19 protein-coding genes and 1 tRNA gene are annotated in these 23152 nt (G+C 37.7%); 11 read left to right on the top strand and 9 right to left on the bottom strand.

What is annotated here, in order from left to right; translation table 11 throughout:
• Window positions 1–54: 54 nt before the first annotated feature.
• From I6F45_RS03330 to I6F45_RS03315, 4 genes are all read right to left on the bottom strand, one after another.
• The gene (locus I6F45_RS03330) at window positions 55–468 is read right to left on the bottom strand and encodes a GFA family protein (RefSeq protein ID WP_007377055.1); all 414 of its coding nucleotides are present in this window, start codon (window positions 466–468) and stop codon (window positions 55–57) included.
• Window positions 469–773: 305 nt separating this feature from the next.
• Complete coding sequence (locus I6F45_RS03325; protein ID WP_197159624.1) at window positions 774–1763, bottom strand: fatty acid desaturase; 990 nt, start codon at window positions 1761–1763, stop codon at window positions 774–776.
• A 111-nt stretch (window positions 1764–1874) separates the two neighbouring features.
• Window positions 1875–2237: a hypothetical protein gene (locus tag I6F45_RS03320; RefSeq protein ID WP_197159623.1), complete on the bottom strand. Its 363-nt coding sequence runs from the start codon at window positions 2235–2237 to the stop codon at window positions 1875–1877.
• Between the two features lie 372 nt (window positions 2238–2609).
• Window positions 2610–2694 (bottom strand) — tRNA-Leu (locus I6F45_RS03315).
• A gap of 358 nt (window positions 2695–3052) precedes the next feature.
• On the opposite strand from I6F45_RS03315, the gene I6F45_RS03310 reads away from it, so the two are divergent.
• Window positions 3053–3616 (top strand): hypothetical protein, encoded by a 564-nt coding sequence (locus tag I6F45_RS03310; protein ID WP_197159622.1) that lies wholly within the window; start codon window positions 3053–3055, stop codon window positions 3614–3616.
• A 15-nt stretch (window positions 3617–3631) separates the two neighbouring features.
• A complete protein-coding gene (locus I6F45_RS03305; protein WP_197159698.1) occupies window positions 3632–4063 on the top strand; it encodes an SMI1/KNR4 family protein in 432 nt (143 codons plus the stop codon).
• A gap of 74 nt (window positions 4064–4137) precedes the next feature.
• Here I6F45_RS03305 and I6F45_RS03300 read toward each other — a convergent pair whose 3' ends face one another.
• A complete protein-coding gene (locus I6F45_RS03300) occupies window positions 4138–4836 on the bottom strand; it encodes an NUDIX hydrolase (protein ID WP_007581478.1) in 699 nt (232 codons plus the stop codon).
• Between the two features lie 186 nt (window positions 4837–5022).
• Here I6F45_RS03300 and prs point away from each other — a divergent pair, with 186 nt between their 5' ends.
• Together prs and I6F45_RS03290 are read left to right on the top strand one after the other, a co-directional pair.
• Window positions 5023–5877, top strand: a complete 855-nt coding sequence (gene prs / locus I6F45_RS03295; RefSeq protein WP_007581476.1) for a ribose-phosphate diphosphokinase — start codon at window positions 5023–5025, stop codon at window positions 5875–5877.
• A gap of 10 nt (window positions 5878–5887) precedes the next feature.
• Window positions 5888–7483: a nicotinate phosphoribosyltransferase gene (locus I6F45_RS03290; protein WP_197159621.1), complete on the top strand. Its 1596-nt coding sequence runs from the start codon at window positions 5888–5890 to the stop codon at window positions 7481–7483.
• A gap of 102 nt (window positions 7484–7585) precedes the next feature.
• Here the strand turns inward: I6F45_RS03290 and I6F45_RS03285 are convergent, their stop codons facing one another.
• Together I6F45_RS03285 and I6F45_RS03280 are read right to left on the bottom strand one after the other, a co-directional pair.
• Window positions 7586–9658: a catalase gene (locus I6F45_RS03285; protein WP_197159620.1), complete on the bottom strand. Its 2073-nt coding sequence runs from the start codon at window positions 9656–9658 to the stop codon at window positions 7586–7588.
• A 242-nt stretch (window positions 9659–9900) separates the two neighbouring features.
• Window positions 9901–10734, bottom strand: coding sequence for a mechanosensitive ion channel family protein (locus I6F45_RS03280; protein WP_010553100.1), 834 nt, complete (start codon window positions 10732–10734; stop codon window positions 9901–9903).
• A 370-nt stretch (window positions 10735–11104) separates the two neighbouring features.
• Here I6F45_RS03280 and I6F45_RS03275 point away from each other — a divergent pair, with 370 nt between their 5' ends.
• The 6 genes from I6F45_RS03275 to I6F45_RS03250 all read left to right on the top strand — a co-directional run bounded on the left by I6F45_RS03275 (window position 11105) and on the right by I6F45_RS03250 (window position 20501).
• A complete protein-coding gene (locus I6F45_RS03275) occupies window positions 11105–11491 on the top strand; it encodes a hypothetical protein (RefSeq protein ID WP_197159619.1) in 387 nt (128 codons plus the stop codon).
• A gap of 329 nt (window positions 11492–11820) precedes the next feature.
• Window positions 11821–13689, top strand: a complete 1869-nt coding sequence (gss, locus tag I6F45_RS03270; protein WP_197159618.1) for a bifunctional glutathionylspermidine amidase/synthase — start codon at window positions 11821–11823, stop codon at window positions 13687–13689.
• A 136-nt stretch (window positions 13690–13825) separates the two neighbouring features.
• Window positions 13826–14194: a DUF2237 family protein gene (locus tag I6F45_RS03265; protein WP_197159617.1), complete on the top strand. Its 369-nt coding sequence runs from the start codon at window positions 13826–13828 to the stop codon at window positions 14192–14194.
• 236 nt (window positions 14195–14430) lie between these two features.
• On the top strand, window positions 14431–14955 hold the full coding sequence (gene dps, locus I6F45_RS03260; protein ID WP_166378003.1) for a DNA starvation/stationary phase protection protein Dps: 525 nt from the start codon (window positions 14431–14433) through the stop codon (window positions 14953–14955).
• A gap of 623 nt (window positions 14956–15578) precedes the next feature.
• The gene (locus I6F45_RS03255; protein ID WP_165727645.1) at window positions 15579–18518 is read left to right on the top strand and encodes a TonB-dependent receptor; all 2940 of its coding nucleotides are present in this window, start codon (window positions 15579–15581) and stop codon (window positions 18516–18518) included.
• 243 nt (window positions 18519–18761) lie between these two features.
• A complete protein-coding gene (locus I6F45_RS03250) occupies window positions 18762–20501 on the top strand; it encodes a SulP family inorganic anion transporter (RefSeq protein ID WP_197159696.1) in 1740 nt (579 codons plus the stop codon).
• Between the two features lie 250 nt (window positions 20502–20751).
• On the opposite strand, the gene I6F45_RS03245 is transcribed toward I6F45_RS03250, so the two are convergent.
• On the bottom strand, window positions 20752–21429 hold the full coding sequence (locus tag I6F45_RS03245) for a glutathione S-transferase family protein (RefSeq protein ID WP_197118638.1): 678 nt from the start codon (window positions 21427–21429) through the stop codon (window positions 20752–20754).
• A 177-nt stretch (window positions 21430–21606) separates the two neighbouring features.
• On the opposite strand from I6F45_RS03245, the gene I6F45_RS03240 reads away from it, so the two are divergent.
• Window positions 21607–22377: a DUF1223 domain-containing protein gene (locus I6F45_RS03240; RefSeq protein ID WP_165740882.1), complete on the top strand. Its 771-nt coding sequence runs from the start codon at window positions 21607–21609 to the stop codon at window positions 22375–22377.
• 25 nt (window positions 22378–22402) lie between these two features.
• Here the strand turns inward: I6F45_RS03240 and I6F45_RS03235 are convergent, their stop codons facing one another.
• A complete protein-coding gene (locus tag I6F45_RS03235; RefSeq protein WP_165740883.1) occupies window positions 22403–23056 on the bottom strand; it encodes a hypothetical protein in 654 nt (217 codons plus the stop codon).
• Window positions 23057–23152 lie beyond the last annotated feature (96 nt).

Below are 23152 nucleotides of genomic sequence, written 5' to 3'. Positions count from 1 at the left end.
AACCGCTTACTAAAAAAGTGATTTTTGATCAGTATTACTAATAACTCCAACTAACTAGTTTTGTGGGGTTGTATCAAACGCAGGTACTTCGTGTAAGCCGCTCAACCAGCTCAATGTTGATTTAGCCCAAATTTGTGCTGTTGGCGTAAACTGATCACGCTGATCAACCGCACCAATACGCAAACCATATACACGGTCAGCTTTAGCTTCGTTAGTTGCATAAAGTGTTGTACCACATGTGCCGCAAAAACCTTGCGCACGCTTGTTACCACTTTGCGCTGTTTTAACAAACTCTTTTGGCTCACCTTGGGTAAATACTACCGAATTTGGCTCTGCAATTATAACGGCTCTAAATGGGCCGCTCGACATACGTTGGCAATCGCTACAATGGCAAACAAGTGCATTATTATTTTGAGACTTTGCTTGGTATTTAATTTCACCACAGTAACAGCTTCCAGTAATTTCCATTATTTAAATCCTTAATGCTTATGAAGATTGAATCGAGATATAAGACCGGCAGTATCGATTCATTATTTTTAAAATATAAAAAATTGCTCACCGGTTCATTTGTATGCTCGGCTAGATGTTTAATTCTTTAGAGTGATTTTTTCAAAGTTGAGCAAGTGCTACAAACATGATCCGATGTTTTAAATAAAACAGCAATACCACGTTAAGTTAATAGCGTAACGTGGTGCGTCTAAATTATTTTTTATATGTGTTTAGATCATAAAATAAGAATAGCAATGTAGAACCTCCCCTTATGTTGGGAGTAATTATTTAAATGCATTAGCATTTTTAATGCTGTCAAAATCGTTAAAGCGCACGTTGTGTTGCGCCATTACTTTAAGTATTTTTTCACTTAGCATTTGGCGTAAATAAAACGGCTGATTTGGCACAAAATGATGGATGGTATGCGTTTTACCAAAGTTAAAACAAAACAAGTGAAACGGCATAAATAAACGACTCGTTAGTACGTGTGTTTGTTCAAGCATATTATTAACGCCGCCATAGTAATGCATGCTTGAGGTAACAAAATTAAGCGAGCTTGAGCGAATAATATTAGGCACAATGAGCACGACCATTAAAAATTCAAACACGTTCATTATACTTAGTACCCAGTTAGGCGAATTTAGCGAAAGTGGTATAAATAAATCAACAATATGAAATAAAATAACGCTATATAAAATAGCGAAATACGCAGTCGCTATCGGAAACCCCGCATTAAAAACACTCGAAAAACTAAAGCCATTAATTTCTTTTCTAAAACGTTTAGTAGAAATAACTAACCCTAATAACCCATCTACAATAACTAGCGCACGTAAAAATGGATTTTTAATACCGTTTCCCACCAAGCGTTCTTCTAGGTCTTGTTGCGTGCCTGAGGTTTTATGATGGTGTAAATGCATTTTACGTCGGTACCATGGGCTAATAGTATTTGGCCGCATTAACCATACTGTTAGCATCATAAAATTATGCATAAATGGCTGGTTACTAAAGTATTGTTTATGTATAAGGTCGTGTTCTAACTCATGGGAAATAGATGCAGCAATAGCCGCAAGTACTATGCATACCCAAGCAGGTATGATGGCTAAATAATATAAAACACCAACACCAATTAGTGCGCTAAGCGATAGCAATAAAATAATTAACCCTAAGGTATTTTGATGTGCAAGTAACGGGTGCTTTTGACGAAGTGATGCTTCCTCTGCCTTAATTGCTTTAACAATCGATTGAATGTTCTGTTTGGCACTTAATTGAGTCATGATTATTATTTATTTCAGAGTAGTCTATTAATTACTATCATACCTTAATCAAATGTATGTTAGAAATTGATAGTTAAATAGCTACCGTTGGCAGCTATTTAAAACTAAATACTACTTAGTTTTCGTATTATCAACTTCATAAATTGGATTGCCTTCAACTTCAAAGTAAGACTGTCCATAAATTAATGGGATATACCACTGAACAACTTTAACGGTAACGTTTGAAATACCCACCGCCGAAGGCGTTTGCTCGATAGCATTATCCATGGCCTCTTTCATGTTAGATCTTCCCGTTGGGAAAATTAAAACAGTATGTTTAACATCCTTACCAATCACGCGTGTGTCATAATCAACTTTGTGATTGCTGTTTGTATGATTCATATTTTTTGTAGAGGCAACTGTAAAATCGCCAATACGGTGAGTACAACCAGATAAAGCCATTGCACCAACCAACAAACCAATTACTTTTTTCATTACTCTTCCTTTGCTTCATATTTACTACCCAACACTTGGGCGACTTCTAAATTTAGTAGCTTGATACCTAAAAATATAACTATGACCATTAATCTTAGGCATAAAAAAACCTTAACCAATTTGGTTAGGGTTATAAAAAGTGGTACCAGCGGCCGGACTTTAACTTATAGCAGCACACTTGAGTGCCGCTCGAGTCCGTCACCACAAATTTCAGACATAAAAAAACCCCAACCAATTTGGTTGGGGTTATAAAAAGTGGTACCAGCGGCCGGACTTTAACTTATAGCAGCGCATTTGAGTGCCGCTCGAGTCCGTCACCTCAAATTTCAGACATAAAAAAACCCTAACCAATTTGGTTAGGGTTATAAAAAGTGGTACCAGCGGCCGGACTCGAACCGGCACTCCTTTCGGAAGGGGATTTTGAATCCCCCATGTCTACCAATTTCATCACGCTGGCATAATTTTTCTTTAACCTTCTAAATACAAGAAGATAAAGAAAAACCACTTTAGAGCTAAGGTTTATTTGTATCCCTCGTCTCTATGCCAAGCATTATACTAACAATAAGTTTACCAGCAAGCATTTTATGACGTAAGCATGATTAACCGCTTAACAATTAGACAATCATTAACATTTGAAAGAATACATATCTATTTAAAGCCTAAGACTAAATAAAGCCTAAATACAATGTTAAAATATGCGGGCTTTTCAGATAAATGTCTTTACCTCCAATCACTATGCTTCACTACCTCCGTTTCATAATAAAAGATATATTATGTAGCGGTGAATATATAACCTTTAAAATGGATTTTATAAAATGAAAAATATCATAGCTTACACTGATAATTTGAAAGAAAATAAGTGGGATAATTTTTACTTTGATTTAATCAAAATAAATACACTGCCTGAGTTTGAAAAACTAGATAGCTTTAATGCTAAGGGTATTTTTAGCAGAGCTATTTTCAAAAAGGTATATGATTTAACAGCAAAGAATATGTTGAAGTTGCTTATTATTACCCCAGATACAACGCCTAAAAAAGTGTATGGTATTGCTTTTTTACAGAGCAAAGAAATTTTAACCATGGAAGTAGAAGAAACACCTCTATTTAATCAGTGGTTTAGCTCGATTAATAAAAACGCATCGACACCTAAAGTATATACGTTTACAAGTAATAGCAGTTCAAGTCGCTCCCTTTTTAACAACGAAAAAGAGCTTACTCATAAAGGTATGGGGGAGTTTATTTGTAGCCAAGTTCCAAATAGCTTTATTGCTGAAAAGTTAACTAAAGAAAAAGCTGACTTTGTAACGCCTTTTATACAGCTCGATGCATCTGATAACTTTGAATTAATTGAACAATATTTTAAAGCGTTGGTAAAATAAAATAACCTCAATGTTATTGAGCCCAAAAACAACGGTGCTATTTATGCTGAATTTGAAAACGAAGCCGGCTTTGCATTCCCAGCTATACTAAAATCATTTTTAACACTACATAATGGTGTTGAAAATACAGCATTTATGGATGCTCAACGCATTTTAAAAGAATGGCGCGACTGGCAGTCTATTTATAATGAATGGACTCAAGAAGAGTTATTCGACACAGATAATGAAAGTAATATAAAAACCGTACCCATGTACGTTACTCCTTATTGGGTGCCATTTTTTAATTTGGGAGGTGGAAATTTTATAGCACTGGATTTTGCACCAAACAGCCAAGGGACCGCTGGGCAAGTAATATCATTTGGGGCTGACGAACAAAGCGCCACTTACGAAGCCAAAACGTTAAGTGATTTTCTAGCTGGGTTTATTACAGCTGGTTGCTCAGAATAACTCCATTAGCTTAAGCACTTACCTTAAGTAACAAAGTGCTCTTACAGTTACTTTAAGAGCGTTTATTTAATTTATTAAACACTTAAGTTTCGTTCAAAGTTTACAATATCAACGCCGGCTTTTACTTTGTATAACTGCGCTAAGCGTCCGCCCGATTTAACTTTTTCATCTAGTGTTTCAAACATATCAGCAGCTTCAATGCGCCTTATTATACTTTTACGCTGAACAGGCTTGCCTATAATGGTCTCAATGACTGACTTAAATTGCCCTACGGTAAAATGCTCTGGCAAACAATAAACCGGCGCCATTGAGTACAACGCTTTTTGTTTTAAGCGCGCTTTAGCTTGCTCAATAATATGCTTATGATCAAAAGCCACAGGTAAATCACTAACTTGTTCAACATCAATCCACTTTGCATCATCAACTGTTTCTATGTGGGTTGATACCTGTGCCTCTGCAATTAAAGCAAAATAAACTAACGTGACACTAAACCCTCTCGGATCACGATTAATGCCTGAGTATGTTTGTAGCTGCTCTAAATATTGAGGCGCCACACTGGTTTTTTCTTTAAGCTTTCTAAGCGCCGTCATACTCACGCTATCGTCAATATCTATATCAACAAACCCACCAGGAAGTCCCCACCGACCAGTAAAAGGTTCACTCGCACGCTTAACCATGAGCACTTTTAGAGTACCGTTTTTAACGGTAAACAACACACTATCAACTGTAAATAATGGATTTTTGTATTCGGTGATATCGTAATGGTTAGTCACAGCGTACTCATATTAAGTTAAGGTCTTAGTGACACAGTAAATTAAACACATCTCAATTTCAAGCTACTGTAAAATTACAGACAATTAATAAGTTCAGTGGGTTAGTTTAAAAAATAGCTTGATTACTATAGGTACATTTGATAATTTAATTGTGTCGCTAGGACACAAACATTAAAAGGACAAAAAATGAAAGTATTTAGCTATGACTCAACAGGAAGTAAATCGTTAGTTGATTATGAGAATTTCACTTTTTCTGGTGGTGAAGAGCATGTCAGGTTTAACGCCGCTAATTTTTCAGACTCTATAAAAATAGAGATTTTTGAACGACTAACCAACTCATCTAAAATGGTTAGATTAATGATTGCTGTCGATGCCTTAAAAAGATTAACAAATGAAAGTGCACCTATCGAACTTGTTATTCCTTATTTTCCTTATGCACGCCAAGACCGAGTATGTGTTGAAGGAGAAGCGTTAGGCGCAGCTGTTATGGCAAATTTTATTAATGGCTTAAACTTTTCAAAAGTGACTATTTGGGATGCGCATAGCGATGTATCCCCTGCTTTAATTAATAGAGTAACCAATATTGAACAAATTTCGTTACTTGCACGCTGCGAAGAGCTAAGCCAACGCTTAGCAAAAGGCGAACTAACTCTTATTTCTCCAGATGCTGGGGCGAGTAAAAAAACCATTAAAATTTCAGAAAAATTCAATGGTGTACCTGAAGTTATTCAAGCTCAAAAAGTAAGAAACTTAAAAACAGGCGAAATAGTAAAAACAGAAATTATTGGCGATGTTAAAGGTAAAAGCGTACTTATTGCTGATGATATTTGTGACGGCGGCAGAACCTTTATCGAACTTGCCAAGGTACTAAAAAGTAATGGCGCTGTTGAAATTTCTCTTTTTATAACTCATGGCATTTTTTCAAAAGGGCTTGATGTTTTTGAAGGCCTAATTGATAAAATTTACACAACAGATTCGTTTAAACCAGCTAATGAGTTTAAAAATAGTAACAACATTAGTTTACAAATAATTGAGATGTAAGGAAAACACGATGACTATTACAGCTGCAAGTATGCAAAAAGACGTTTATAAAGAATTTCATAGCCGCGCTTATCACCCTGACGTAACAGAGGTATATGCAAATTATACCTCTCGTAGTGGCAAACTAAGTAACATAGAAAATAACAATAAAGTCGCGTTTGTTGGTCTTCAATACTTTATTAAAAGTTACCTTCAAGAAGAATGGAATGAGTTTTTTAAAGTAGACAAAGCAACGGCTGTTGCTAACCATAAACGTATTATGAGCTCAATGCTTGGCTATACTGTTGATGTAGAATACTTAGAAGATTTACATGACTTGGGTTACTTACCATTAAAAATAAAAGCATTGCCTGAGGGGACATTAGTTCCTTACTTAGTACCGCCAGTTACTATAGTGAATACAAAAGCGGGTTTTCAATGGCTAACTAATATGATTGAAACAGTATTAAGCTGTGAAAACTGGCCAATTCAGACAAGCACTACAACGGCTGTCGCTTATTTAAAAGTATTTAAAGAATTTGCAATTAAAACTGGCTTAGATATGGATTTTGTACCATTTCAAGGTCATGACTTTAGCTTTAGAGGTATGTTTGGTAAACATGCTGCGGCAATGAGTGGCTTTGGTCACTTAGCTTCGGGACTTGTTGGTACTGATGTTATTACTGCGGTTTTATTTGCTGAAAAATATTACGGTGCAAATGTAGATAACGAACTTGTTGGTTGCTCAGTAGATGCAACAGAGCACTCGGTTACGTGTTCTTGGATACTGGAAGGCGAAATTGAATTCTTTAAATATTTAATGCAAGAACAGTCACCTAAAGGTATTTTAAGTGTTGTTTCTGATACTTGGGATTTTTGGACTCTAGTAACTGATTATTTACCGCAGTTAAAAAGCGAAATAATGGCACGTGATGGCACGCTAGTTATTCGCCCCGACTCAGGGGATCCGGTTAAAATGTTAACCGGGTACAATGTTTCTCCTATATCAGATTACAGTGAATTATTTACAACTCAAAATGAAGCAGAAGCCGAAGTAATTAATAAAGGCTATGAAGCGTATTACTTTAACGGCCAATATTTTGGGTTTGAAGACAACAACACTATTGAACTAATGGAATGTGAAGTTAAAGGGCTTATTGAATGCTTATGGGACATATTTGGTGGCACAACAACACCTAAAGGTTATAAGTTACTTGATGAGCATATTGGTGCTATTTACGGCGATGCAATTACTTTAACGCGCCAACGCCAAATTCTACAAAGACTTATGGACAAAGGTTTTGCATCAAAAGTGGTTTTAGGTATGGGTTCATATAGCTATCAATATGTAACACGTGATACTCACGGCTCAGCAGTTAAAGCAACTAGCATAGTAAAAAATGGTAAGCGTGTTGCTATATTTAAAGACCCAAAAACTGATTCAAAGAAAAAGTCAGCTAAAGGGCTTTTAAAAGTTGAACGCGTAAACGGCGAGTTAACTTTGTTTGATGACGTAACCGAGCAAGAAGAAGCACAAGGACTATTAGAAGTCGTTTTTGAAGATGGCAAAATAATTAAAGAAACTACCCTAAGTGAAATAAGAAGCTTAATAGATCAACAAATTTAAAGCTTATTCGCACTAAATTAAAAGCCGCTGTAGCAATACAGCGGCTTTTAAATTTAAGAGAAAATTAACTTACTTCAAAATATATTTAAAATAAATAACTACTTAGCGTTGCCAAAAACGTAAATTACGTAACGTTTTAACAAATGCCTCACCTGATACGGTAGCTAAATCAATCCAGCCATCATCTGCTTTATCATCGAGCCCTGCGGCTTTAAATAATGGCTTAGCCTCACTTGTAAAACCTATGTATTTCATATGTGCATACGCATCACTTACAAAGTCTTTAGCTTCTGCAATAGCAGCTAGTTTTTCGGCACCCTCTTCAGTGGTGAGTACAAGTACCGCATCGTATAAAACCGATGGACCACCATTAATAACCTGTTCAGCTTTAAAGTGCTTACCTTTACTGCATTTAGCACCGCCAACTTGTGGGGCAATAATTTCAGAGTTTGCGCCTTCACTTTTAAGTGCATTGGTAACCGATTCAAAGATGTCTGCATTAAAGCCATCACTTACTAAAATACCTAATTTACGGCCTTTGAAGGTGTTGGGCGCATTTTTCAAAATACTTAACGCATCAGATACAGGTAAGTCTTTACGTGTTGGCATAGCAGCTTCAGCTGGGTCTGGCATTTCTTGCAAGCCAAGTCCTTCGGCAACTTTATCTGAGAGGGTTTCGTCAATATTTAACAAGTGCGATACCAAACGTTCTCGTATTGGTAAATGCTCAACTTTAGACAGCTCAAACACGTACGCAGATTGAATATGCGCCTGCTCTACCTCTGTTTGACTTAAATAAAATTGACGGGCTTGACTGTAATGATCGCTGAATGTTTCTGAGCGATAACGCAGTTTATCACCGCCGCTTACTTCAGGTTCCTTTGAGCTTTTAAAGCCATGTACTGGGCATTCGCGCGGGTTGTTTTCGTCGCCGCTCCATGAGTTTGGCTCATAATTAACACGCCCTTTTGGATTGTGCATTGCCATGTGGCCATCTTGCTGAAAATGACGCATTGGACATTTAGGCGCATTGACCGGAATATGCGTAAAGTTAGGACCACCTAAACGCTTAGTTTGAGTATCTAAGTATGAAAAGTTACGACCTTGCAGTAGCGGGTCGGGTGTAAAGTCGAGCCCCGGTACAATGTTTTGAGTACAAAATGCCACTTGCTCTGTTTCTGCAAAAAAGTTGTCTACAACACGGTCAAGCACCATACGGCCAACAATTTGCACTGGTACTTGCTCTTCAGGTATAAGCTTAGTGGCATCGAATACATCAAATTCAAATTCATCAGCAAATTGCTGATCAAACACCTGTACACCTAGCTCCCACTCAGGGAAGTCGCCATTACCAATAGATTCCCACATATCTCTGCGATGAAAATCAGGGTCTGCGCCATTTAGCTTAAGTGCTTCGTTCCATACTACAGATTGCATGCCGCCTTTTGGTTTCCAATGAAATTTAACAAATTTCTCTTCACCTTTGGCATTAATAAATTTAAAGGTATGAACACCAAAACCTTCCATAAAGCGTAAAGAGCGCGGAATAGCTCTATCAGACATTGCCCACATAACCATGTGCATTGACTCAGGCGATAAGCTCACAAAATCCCAAAAGTTATCATGTGCTGTTTGCGCTTGCGGAAAACCTCGGTCGGGCTCGGCTTTAGCTGAATGAACTAAGTCTGGAAACTTCATCGCATCTTGAATAAAGAAAACCGGTATATTGTTTCCCACTAAATCCCAGTTTCCTTCTTGGGTATAAAATTTTACCGCAAAACCACGTACATCACGTGCTAAATCTGGAGACCCTTTATTACCTGCAACTGTAGAGAAACGAGTAAATACTGGGGTTTTTTCACCTTTTCGCTGAAAAATATCTGCACAGGTTAAATCTTCAAGCGTGTCGTAATTTTCAAAGTACCCATGTGCCCCGTAACCTCGTGCATGCACTACTCGCTCAGGAATGCGTTCGTGATCAAAGTGAAAGATCTTCTCGCGCATTATGTGATCTTCTAATAATCCTGGGCCACGCTTTCCTGCACGTAATGAGTTTTGATCGTCACTTACAGGGCAGCCCTGCGCGGTGGTCATGGTAGGGTGTTCATCCGACGCCTTTTGATGCAATTCGCCGCCATGCCCTTTATTACCTGAGTATTTAAATGATTCAGCCATGTTTAGTCCTTCATACAGTTTGATTTAATGGGTCAATAGTTTTTATGAGCTTAAAAGCTAAAAGCGACTATGCAAATGCAAAATAAAGACCAGCCATCCAACCTAGTAAAAAAGGGCTGTACAGATAACAATGTAGTATTTGAAGTGGTTTATAAAAGAAAAGGTTACACAGGTATGTAACTTTTTCACACAAAAAAAGAGCACTTAAAAGTGCCCTTAGGTTTAAATCGTTTTAAATTTAGTTAATCTTTGCTTTCGTTAACTAAAATAACTTTACGATGTGGGAAAGGTATTTCAATGTTGTTTTCATCCAGTGCTTTTTTAATTAACTCTGGCACCGTGTAAAGAATATCGAAGTAATGCTCGCCCTTACAAAAAGGTCTTACTAAAAAGTCTACTGAGCTGTTGTTAAGAGTTTCTACTTCAACAAAAGGAGCTGGATCTTTTAGTATGTGTGGGTGCGCTGCAAGTACGGCATCTATAACTTTACGTACAGCCGTTGTATCTTCACCGTAAGCAACACCAAAATGCATATCCACACCACGAATTGGATGATGTGAATGGTTTATAATTTGCGCGCCCCAAATTTGACTATTTGGAATAATAACCTGTTGGTTATCGAACGTTTGTAAAATAGTAGTAAACATATCTACTTCTGTTACTTTACCAAAACGCCCTGCGGCCTCAATAAAGTCATTCACTTTATAAGGTCTGAAAACTAGTAGCATAACGCCTGCTGCAAGGTTCGACATTGCACCTTGTAACGCCAAGCCTATAGCAAGTCCCGCAGCACCTAGCAAAGCAATAATAGAGGCTGTTTGTACACCAAAGCGATTTAATACAGCAATAATAACGAACGCTAATATGATGTAGCGAGCCATGCTGCCTAAAAAGCGAAAAAGCGTATCATCAAGATGAGTGTATTTATGGCATAAGCCAATAATTAAATTGCGTACTTTGCCTGCCAACCATAAGCCCGCAAGTAAAATTGCAATCGCCAGTAATATGTTGGTTGCCCACGTAATTGCAGCGGGTAAATATTGATTAATATCAATGTTGTTTATTATGTCTTCCATTGTTCTTCCTGTTTTAAAAACTTTTAACTGACTTCAATCCATACCAAGCGCAATAGTTTAACAAAAAATTAACTAAAGTACGACTATAGGAGTAATTTAAAACATAAAGAAAGAGCGTTCCCTCAAAACATGTCATCGCTCACGTAAATCTTTCAACACATAATTTTGCTTTAACCCTTGGTCTATAGCTTAAATAATTAAACTTTAACTAGTTCATAAATAAAGCTAATACCCGAGATAAATCTCGGTTAACTCTCTTAATTTTCTAATTACTGCTGGCACTCATCTATAAATTTACCGATAATCTCACCTAAGCGCGCATATATTGGCGAGACAACACAATTGGATGAAATTAAAACAAAGGATTATTATGAAAAAGTACTCAATTTTACTTACAGCGGCAGCACTTACTGTACTTGCTGGTTGTTCAACATCTGTTGCAGTAAGAGACTTTGAACAAAACCCTATTCCACAAACATCAACAATTACCAACAGTGAAGCTGACGTAGAAAAAGGTATTCTAAAGGCATGTATTCAGCTTGGTTGGAAGTGTACGCCTATGAGTGAAGGTAAAATAAAAGGTGTACTGGATATTCGAACACACCAATTAACTGTCGATATTGCGTATGACAAAACGGAATACTCAATCAACTATAAAGACTCTATTAACTTAAACTACAACGGCAAAAAAATTCACCGCCAATATGTTAATTGGGTATCAAACCTAATACGCCATATAGATGCTGAAATGATTTAGCAGCGCGTTAACCTGCTTTACATATTATAAAAATCACTAAATATGAATAATAAAAGTGGAGAAGTTACCTATAGCTTCTCCATTTTTTAATTGAGATTTAAACAGTAATAATTACGCCAAAAATATTAATAAATTTCAACCAGTTACAAGTAAAAAGCACCAAACCTAACACTATTAATAAAAGTACTCTCCCGTATTTTCACTCTTTAATGAATGAGTGATTTTTTACTTATCCCCCTTCGTAAAAACATATTTTATATCTTGCTATAACGCAGTTTCGCTCATATAGTCAGCAAATTATCACACCTTTATTTTGAACATCTTTGTTTATGAAATCTTCTGCTCCTGCTAGTGATTTTGGTACCTTATTAGGTTATGCACCTGGTAATGTTGCTGTGTATTCATCTGATTATGATACGGCTGACGAAAGCATTTATCCTAATCGTAGCGCCTATCGTAGTTACCTTGATGGCATTTACATGGGCTATAAATGGCAATGCGTTGAGTTTGCACGTCGATGGATGTATCTCAACCATAGCTATATTTTTGATGATATTGCTATGGCTTACGATATTTTTGAGCTGCGTTCAGTGCGCGATGTAAATAGCCAAAACAGATTGCCACTAAACGCGTTTAAAAATGGTGCAAAACATCATCCTCAAGTAGGTAGCTTACTTATATGGGAAGAAGGCGGCGAGTTTGAAGAAACAGGCCATGTTGCTGTCGTTGTTGAAGTGCATAAAGATAAAATACGTCTTGCTGAGCAAAATGTAGGACATCAAATATGGCCAACAAATCAAAACTGGTGCCGTGAACTAAAAGCAAAAGTAACTAAAGATGGCGACTATTGGATTGAGTGCTCTTACAGCGACGCCACTATTTTAGGCTGGATGACACAAACTGATGAAACAGAATATGCTGAGCCAACGTCTGAGCTAAACACTGATTTATTTATTATAGAAGCCCATAAAGCAGTAGATACAGGCCAAGCAAACAAGTCATGGTTAAATATTGCGAATGACGATGAAGCTGCCTACGTAGAAATGATGCAAGGCCATAAACTTACATCAGTAGCTGAGGATCAACATAATTACTTTGCGATATCTCAAACGGCGCAGCAAAGCATTGAGCATGCAACAAATGAGCTGCATGGCTTATTTATGCATGCAACCGATTATGTATTACAGCACCCTGAGTTATTAAAAAAGTTTAATTTACCCGATGTTGTGCTTAATAAAATTCGCCAATCGTGGGATAACCGCTTAAACCAATTAATTACCAGCCGGTTTGACTTTGCCTTAACAGCAGCAGGTTTAAAAGTTTACGAATACAATTGCGATTCGGCATCGTGTTATATGGAGAGCGGCAAAGTTCAGGGTAAATGGGCAAAACACTTTGGTGTTAAAACAGGTGTAGATGCAGGCCAAAATTTATTTAAAGATCTCGTAAAAGCATGGCGTAAAAGTGAAGTAAAAGGTCTTGTTCATATTCTGCAAGATGATGAACCAGAAGAGCATTACCACGCATTATTTATGAAAGAAGCTATTGAAGCCGCGGGCTTTGAGTGTAAGTTAGTAATTGGCTTAAGCACACTTCGCTGGAATGAATCAGGCAACATAGTAGATGCAGATGGCGCACAACTGAGTTACGTATGGAAAACCTGGTCGTGGGAAACCGCACTTGATCAAATTCGTGAAGAATGCGAAGCAGACCAATCATTAGGTGATAACTTTGAACCACAATTCAAAATTGGTGAAACGCCACGCTTAGTCGATGTATTACTGCGTAAAAATGTCATGGTATTTGAACCGCTGTGGACATTGATCCCAAGTAACAAGGCTATTTTACCAATACTGTGGAGTTTATTCCCTAATCATAAATATTTACTTAATACCGCGTTTGAGCTTAACGACGAGTTATTACAAACCGGTTATGTAGTTAAACCAATAGTAGGACGTTGTGGTGCTAATATTCAACTTGTTGATGAACAGCAGCAAGTTATAGAAAAAACAATGGGGCACTTTGCCGAGCAAGACCAAATATACCAACAACTATTTGCACTGCCTAAAGTAGATGACTACTTTGTACAAATATGTAGTTTTACAGCCGCCGGAAAATACTCTGGTGGTGGCGTACGTGTTGATAAAAGCATGATCATAAACGGCCATAGCGATTGTATGGCACTGCGTATTAAATAAATAATACTAAGCCCGCAATTTTGCTGCGGGCTTAAGTTTGTGTAGACCCCCTTCCCTCTTTTAAGTTTTATAGCTATCTCAAGCGAGTTACTCCTGATAGAGTAAATTTATTAAACACCACAAACTAAGGTATTTCATGGCGAATCAATTTAATGTACTTGGCACACGTTTAAAACTATGTTGCGGTAATGGTGGCTACACACGTGAAGGATTTTGTTATGTACCAGAATCAGATCTTGGCAATCACAGTGTGTGTGCAATTATGACTGACGAGTTTTTACAATTTTCAAAATCACAAGGTAACGACTTAATAAGCCCAAACCCTCTTTACGATTTTGAAGGTTTAAAAGCCGGTGATAAATGGTGCTTGTGTGCAGTAAGATGGCTTCATGCTATTGCAGCAAACGTTGCGCCACCAGTGGTACTTGAAGCTACAAATAAAAAATCATTAGAAATAGTGCCGCTCGATGTTTTAAAAGCGCACGAATATATAGCCAAAGTTTAAATACACTTAAGCGTTATTAAATTAAAGTCTGCAGATTTTACAAATGTATGCAGGCTTTTCAAAAATTCAATCACCCCTCCAGCCTCTAAAATCTTAAATAAAAACATAACCCCATGTTTTTAAACGGATTTTAAAAACAATCAACTTACGGCATAACAGTTGCTTCATTAAGTTTAAGTCATGCTCATAACGCAACATATTATATGAGCAACACATTACTTAATGTAGGAGAAATTATGAGTAACAATAACGAATCAAACAAAACAACTAAATTTACCGCGCCAGGTATGAGTGACGAATCAGCTCAAAAAACAATAGCTACGCTAGATAACCGCATGGTTGCATTGATAGATTTACAGCTTACTTTAAAGCATATTCACTGGAATGTAGTAGGACCTAACTTTATTGGCGTACACGAAATGATAGACCCACAAGTAGACATTGTGCGCGAAATGACAGATACAATTGCAGAGCGAATTGCGACTCTTGGTGGAGTGCCCGTTGGTACGCCTAAATCAATTGTAGATCGTCGTACATGGAGCGAATACTCAGTAGGTAAGGGGTTAGTAACCGAGCATTTAGCCGCACTTGATAAAGTATACAACGGCGTTAATGGCGATCACCGCAAAGCAATTGAGACTCTTTCTGAATTAGATCCGGTGTCTGAAGATATGATCACCAGCCAACTAGCTGACCTAGAGCAATTTCAGTGGTTTATTAGAGCCCATTTAGAATCATCTACAGGCGAGTTAAAAAGCTAATATATTTAATCTAAGAAAGCCCAGCATTAATATGCTGGGCTTTTTTTTTGCGTAAAAATCACTCTATTTATAATCATATATAGATATGTATCAGTAAGCTCTAATACAAAATTCATATAAAAACAATAGAAAATTGGTATTACCAAAACAAATAACCAAAATAAAATTTAATGATTTTATACTCCTTACTATTTCGCAAATTTATAAGCCATACCCAACCTTTAATGAACATCTCATTATTTTAACATCACTTAAAAAACAAACTAAATACGTATAAAAGTACGGCATAAAATTTAAAAAAAGCACTAAAAAGTGTATTTAATAGTACAAATAATATAAAAAAACGTCTTTGGTAAACATACTTCAATAAAATTCATTCAAAATATAAAAAATAAAAACACATCATAAGCCATTAAATTTATTAAATATAAGCAAAATAAAAGAACGTTTTGTAATACACCTTGTGAATTTTTGGTAAACAAAGGTTGTAATAAAAGCTGAATTGGACTAATTTCAACCATACCACCTGTATGACACGCTACAGGGAAACAGCAGTTAAATTGGTTAACCAAGCCAAGTAACAACACACAATGACGTAAGTCGTACCCAAACGGGAGAGATACATGAAACTCAATCAAATTACTTCAACATTAATTAATAAACATAAAAGAAGTAGCTCTACAACAATCAGTGCAGCAGCCCTTTTATTAATGGCTTCTTCTACTATTGCAGCGCAAGAGGCTCCGGCAGCTTCAGAAACGGCAGCTGCAGATATTGAAGTTATTGAAGTAAAAGGCATGCTAGGTAGTATGAAAGCCGCCGCTATGCTTAAGCGTACTGACGGACGTATTGTAGATGCGATTGTTGCTGAAGACATTGGTAAGTTACCTGATAATAATATTGCAGAAGCACTGCAACGTATTACTGGTGTATCTATTAATACCGATTTTGGTGTGGGTGACAGTGTTTCGATTCGTGGCTTACCTCAAAACCGTGTTGAATTAAACGGTCGCTCTACTATTGGCGACTCTCGTGACGGTATTAGCTTACAAGATTACCCATCAAGTTTCTTAAAAACAGTAGAAGTAGTTAAGTCTCCTACTGCCGATATGATTGAAGGTGCATTAGGCGGAACAGTTAGCTTAAAAACAGTTCGCCCATTAGAGTTAGATAAACTAACTGGCGCAGTTTCATTAGATGGTGAATATGCAGATAAAACAGAAAAAGTAGCACCTATTTTTAGTGGTTCACTTGGTAACAACTGGGACTTTGACGAAATGGGTACCTTTGGTGCTATTGCTATGTTTTCGTATCAAGATCGTGAAATTCGTCAAGATGAAACGTCTAGCCGTGTTAAACCTCAAGACATTGATATTAATGGCCAAGAAGGTAATACACCAAGTGGCAACGCTATCGTACGAGACGAGCACAGTGTTGAACAATATGTAGAACAACGTAAACGTACTGCTGTAAATTTATCACTTCAGTGGGCACCGCAATCTGGTAATGGCATGGTGTATCTAGATTTAAGTGGCACTAAACGCTCTGGTGAGCAAAGTGGTAACTCTATATTAGGTGTTGCGGGTTCGTTATCAACAGATGCAAATACAACTCAAGATGCTAACGGCGTAAATAATTACACGCTAACAAACGAATTTGGTATCCCTAAAACATACAGTGACTTTCGTGAAACTGACTCGTTTTCAAATGCACTTGGTGCAGAGTGGAACCTTACTGACAGTATAAAAATCTCTGGTGAAATTGCAGTAGCATCATCAGAAAGCGTAAGACCTGATTCTGAATTTACACTTCGCCCAATCGAAAAATCAACATTTGAAGCAAGTGGCGGAACTCAGCTAACAAATCATTTATATGATGGTGCATTTTCTCAAGACGGTAATAAATTACCAAGCATCATTCATTCAGATCCAAATGCATTTACTGACCCACAAAACTTAGCACTACGTACGTTTAAAAGTGAAGATAGAAGAACAGACAATGACGAAACAGCTATTCGTTTTGATGTTGAAATGTTTGAACCTCTCAGCAGCTTAAGCTGGGTGTCTAAAGTAAAAGCAGGTGTACGTGTTACTAACCGCGATTACGAATATGAGCAATACAAAGTAGAAATTAAAGACATTTACAAAAATGCATTTAACGACTCAGATGGTTCATTAGCTACTTTATGGGTTGATGACTACAACGCTGCTTTTTCAAATAGCTTCACAACAGTTAGCCACGACAACTCTTTTGACCAATTAGGTAATTCTGGTCAAAACGACCTACTAACGTTTTTAAGCTACAACGGTTTATCTAACCCTGCAAATACTTACGCTCAACTTCAGCAGTTACTTGCAGGTACTAACCTAGCGTCAACGGGGAGTCTTTCAGATAACCAAGAGTTCCAAGAAAGCGCATACCGTAACGTAGTTGAAGATACAGCAGCTGTGTACATATCAGCGTACTTAGACTTTGATAACATCACTGCGATTGTGGGTGGTCGTTATGTGACTACAGATTTAGAATCAAGCGTATTTCTTAATGGCGAAAAAGTAACTGGCGACAATGACTACAGCGACTTTTTACCAAGCTTAAACGTTACGTATAACTACTCAGACGAAACATTATTCCGCTTTGCTGCTGCAAAAGTTATGCGCCGCGCTGACTTTAGCGAGCTAAGCCCTGCATTTGACGTTAATAACGATATTACGGGTGCAACGCAAGGATCTATTGATTTAGAACCATACCGTGCAACGCAGTACGACTTATCAGTAGAGCATTACTTTGATGAAGGTAACGTACTATCTTTCGCTGTATTTTATAAAGATGTTGAGTCTTTCTTAAGTAACGAAAGCAGCTGTCAGGCTTCTTCAAGCACTTCAACTGGTCAAAACGTAACGCAGTGGAACCAAGTATGTCAGCTTGACGTTGCAGGTGTATCTCAAGACAACCTAGTATACTCTGACGCAACTGATTTCCCTGTAGATGCAGATGGCTTTAACCATGTTGCAGGTCTGCGTGACGCAGGACTAACGGGTATCGATACAGTTAAAAATGTAAATGGTGAAAACGGCTCAGTACAAGGTTTTGAAGTGGGTTACCAACAGTTCTTTACAAGCTTACCTGGTGCATTTTCTGGCTTAGGTGTTAATGCAAACTACACGTATGCAGACAGCGAACAACCAAACGGCAACCCACTATTAGATATTTCTAAAAATACATATAACTTACAAGTATTTTGGGAATACGAAGGGTTCTCTACTCGTATCGCTTATAACTACCGTGACAGTTTCTTAGATACTGAAAACGAAAAACGCGTAGAAAATATTAACTCAGATGGCAGTATTTCAGCAGAAGGCACTGTTTACGGTAATAACTACCGTGACGACAGAGGCCAGTTAGATTTCTCTGCAAGCTGGGATATTAACGAAAATATTACGCTAGTAGGTAATGCGACTAACTTAACGGGTGAGCCTTCAATCTACCTATCTGAACTAGGTGGTGCTTGGAAGTACACTGAAGCGGATCGTCGTTACAGCTTTGGTATTCGCGCTAAATTTTAATTTTCCCTGGAAACTAAAGCCTGCTTTATGCAGGCTTTTTTACGTCTATAAAAAAGTGGCTTTATATTATACAACCTTATTAAAAACATGATTATTCTACCGAGTTAAATAACCCTCCATCGCTATAGTAAATAACTAATTCAATACAGTGGGTATTACGTAAAAATACTCTCCTCTAGCTATACTTATTTGAATATTAAATTTACTATCAAAGCGTTATTACTATTAACAGGAAAAGTTGAAGTGCTGTCGCGTTTATATAATTTTATGCCGGGTTTAGATACATTGCTGCACTATGAGCGACAATGGTTTGCTGATGATTTAAGAGCAGCGCTATCGGTAGCTGCCGTAGCTTTACCTGTTGCCATTGCTTACGCACAGCTAACCGGTGTTAATGCTGCCGTAGGGTTATATTCTTGCATATTGCCAATGATGTTATATGCACTTTTTGGCACTTCAAAACAGTTAATAGTAGGCCCTGATGCTGCTACCTGCGCCGTTATTGCAGCAGTAGTAACACCTCTTGCTGCAGGTGACAGTTTTAAACATTGGCAACTTGTTGTCACCATGACCGCTATGACCGGCTTTTGGTGCTTTATAGCCAGTAAATTTAAGCTAGGTGTATTAGCCGACTTTTTATCTAAACCTATTTTAATGGGATTACTAAACGGCGTAGCCATTACTATTATTGTTGGTCAATTTTCCAAAGTATTTGGCTTTACCTTTGACGAACGCTACCTACTTGAACGCTTAGGTGGTGTGCCCACATACCTAGCGCAAACACATGTCCCCACCTTATTAATGGCTTTGTTTACACTGGCGGTTTATTTTGTGATGAAACGCGTAAAACCCACGTGGCCTGCATCTATGTTCGCCATTGCCTTTGGTGCGCTTTTGGTGTGGATTTTTGATTTAAAACAGCTTGATATAAAAACCATTGGCACCGTAACAGGTGGACTTCCCGTTTTTAATACCCCTGTTTTTGATTTAGGGATTATTCGTGAGTTAGTGGTCCCCGCACTTAACTTAGCCATCGTGAGCTTTGTTAGTATGATGCTAACTGCCCGCAGCTTTGCTGCTAAAAATGGCTACGACATAGACGCCGATAAAGAATTTAGAGCGTTAGGTATTGCCAATATAGCGTCAGCTCTTTCGCAAGGTTTTGCAGTCAGTGGCGCCGACTCACGCACCGCTGTTAACGATGCAACAGGTGGTAAAACACAGTTAGTATCAATAATAGCAGCGGCCATTATTGCTGTCATAGCCGTATTTTTAACAGCCCCACTTGAATTTATTCCAAGCGCAGCGCTAGGTGTTGTACTCATTATTGCCTCTGTTCATTTACTCGATTTAAAAGCTGTTTGGCAATTAAAACGAAAAGATAAACAGGCATTTTATCTCGCATCAGCCACCTTACTTGCCGTGTTATTTATTGGCGTTATACCAGGGATCACACTTGCTGTATTACTGGGGTTATTTCAGTTTATTCGCACCGTAATGCGCCCAACCGATAATATACTCGGCGTAGATATCAACGGCGTAGTAAGAAGTTTAGACGCCACTGACAAAGCAAAAGCAGTGCAAGGCGTATTTATTTATCGCTTTAATTCACCTTTAACTTACTTTAATGCCAGCTACTTTAAACGCAGATTACTAGAGCAATACGCAAGACAAAAAGACGATACGCAATGCGTAATAATTGATGCCGTGCCCTGCTTTACTCACTTAGATTTAAGTGTAATGGCCATGCTTGCCGATCTCGACGTTATATTTAAAAAGCGCGATATAAGACTTGAACTTGCAGGCAGAAAACGCCAGCTGCTCTCATGGTTTGAAATTGCCGGAATGAAGTCAGGAACAGAGGGTATATACATTCACTCAGACCTATACATCGCCCTAAAAAGAAATAGCGTAAGCCAGCACACACAAGAGGTTAGCTTGTTTGAGTCAGACGAAAATAAAGAAGCGCTCACACAGCCATAAAATACTAAACAGCAGATCAGCTAGCTGATCTGCTGTNTACTAAACAGCAGATCAGCTAGCTGATCTGCTGTTTATACCAATTCCAATAAATAGCTGATCTATTTTACTTGCTAAAACAACCCATTTCTTTGTTGTAAATTTCGCAAAGGGAACAACCATTTACATCAATTTACGCCTAGAACTGAATTATTTTTTCGGCGTAAAATTTAGATCACATACTTAATGGAATTGGTATTAGTATTGAGTGCTTTTATACTTTTGGGTAATTTGAAGGGAAAAATGCTTTTTTAGCGTCTTCATCAAACTCTTTTTTAAATGCTACATCAGTACCAATTACGCGTGCACGTGCAACCGCTGGGCGCCTATCAATGCTTTCAAACCAACGCTTAAGATTTGGATACGGTGCTAAGCCCTCTTCACCTAATACAACCGGTGCTTTATCAATCCAGCCCCATGCAGATACATCAGCAATGGTATACGTATCACCCACAATAAAGTCGCGGCCCTCAAGATGCGTATCAAGTACTTCGTAATGGCGCTGCGCTTCACGTAAATAACGATTAACCGCATAATCAAGCCCTTCTGGCGCCATGTGTCTAAAGTGTACACTTTGCCCTGAATACGGACCCAAACCAGATGCAATAAACATTAACCACGACAGCATTTCAGCACGGTCATCGCCCTTGCCTTCTAGCTTTCCATATTTTTCAGAAAGGTACATTAAAATAGCATTCGAATCGAACACACGAGTTTCACCATCAACAATTGCTGGCGCTTTAGCATTTGGATTAATTGCTTTAAATTCAGGTGTATGTTGCTCACCTTTTAAAGTATCAAGAGGAACAAGTTCAAACGGTAAGCCTGTTTCTTCTAAAAAGAGTGCAACCTTCATTGGGTTAGGAGTATGGTGAAAATAAAATTTAATCATGTAAAGTTCCTCAATAATTGAGCAACGATTAAAACACAACTTGAGCGGGTGTTCAAATTAAGTTTTAACCAAGTAAAATATACAGTTAAAACGTGATTTAATTGTGAGTATTTCGTGATACTTCATTCGTAAATATCATTTAGGCTGAATGCAATATCAACCTTTGCGAGAAGTAACATGCCTTTTAAAGCACTATCCCGTCCATTTTTTATCTCACTTGTTGGGTTAATAATTTTTTGCTTTCAAAGCCAAGCTGCTGAGCAAGTAACTATTTCCAGTACAGCTAATCCGACTACCTTTTTAGAGCTTTACACATCGCAAGGTTGCAGTAGTTGCCCACCAGCAGAGCGCTGGATTTCAACGTTTACAGATGATGAAAAGCTATGGACTGATTTAATCCCTATTAATTTTCATGTTACTTATTGGGATTATTTAGGATGGAAAGACCCGTTTGCCTCTGCTGTTTTTAGTAAAAGACAACGTACTTATAAAGCACTCGGTAAAAGTAGGATTGTAGCAACCCCAGGATTTATGGTTAACGGCAGCGGGTGGCAAGGTTGGTTTTATAAGCAAGCTATTCCTGTAGCTAAAGCCCCTCATTTAGGTAATTTAAAAGCGACTATAAACAATAGTAAAATTAATCTCGAATACGATACTGTTAATACCAAAGATGATACTAACCAAAACTTAATAGCCCATGTAGCTCTGTTAGGCTTTGGCATAGAAACACAAATACACAGCGGCGAAAACGCAGGCCATAAGTTAAAACACGACTTTGTTGTTATTGGCTACGAGCAAAGTGACATGCAAACTAAGCAACAATTATCATTAACTGACTTAAACCTGCCTCGCGCTAAAAAAATATCGCCAACAAAGCAAGCCTTAGTATTTTGGGTATCTGAAAAAAGCGACCCTACCCCACTACAAGTTGCAGCAGATTGGTTTTAATATGGATAAAATAAACAGCTGAAGTTTAAAAATAGGCCACCATTACACCTTTAACTATACAGCTTGTTAGTAGTCCACTCATACCCATATACGTAAACATAAAGCGTTGTTCAGAATCTGTTTTAAACACGAAAGCGACTAAATAAAGAGAAGCAATAATAGCTACGCTTAGCATAAGCCCATAAATAAATGAGCCGCAATAGTGTGGTAATACAGCTAAAGCGAGTGCGGTTAAATTAGTGCCAAAGAATGCTACGGGCTTTTTAATACCGCGTAAAATGGCAAATAGCGGTATAACAAAAGTAAGACAATACAACCAAATAATATGAGTAGACCATCCGTAACTTAAGGGAGCTTTAACTTCAAAAGTAGAAAGCTTAAAATTACTCGTAAATGTCCATGCAGCATTAATAATTATACTTACAATAAAAGCCCCAATAAATAGAGCGACTAACACCGCAATTGCACCGCCTGCGGTAGCCCCTGCTTTCTCTTTTTCTATAATTAAAATAATGACACTTAACAGCCCACTTAATTGTAACCACTGCCAATAATCGCTCGTAAATAGAGGAATAGCAGCTAAAACGATCGTAGTTATAATTAACTTACTTCCATCATTTGAGCGCAATAAATAAAAGGCCATTATGGCAATATAAAATAGAGCCGTTACATCAGGCATATCAACAACTTCCTTGTAAAAATATAATAAAAACCAATAAACGCAGCGATTATACCTATTACTGAGCCCCTATAAAATCCGATAATTGTGTTTACT

Source organism: Pseudoalteromonas sp. SWYJZ19 (assembly GCF_015864375.1).
Classification (GTDB): domain Bacteria; phylum Pseudomonadota; class Gammaproteobacteria; order Enterobacterales; family Alteromonadaceae; genus Pseudoalteromonas; species Pseudoalteromonas arctica.
The sequence above is the reverse complement of the archived record's forward strand: the minus strand, read 5'-3'. Positions and strand labels throughout refer to the sequence as shown.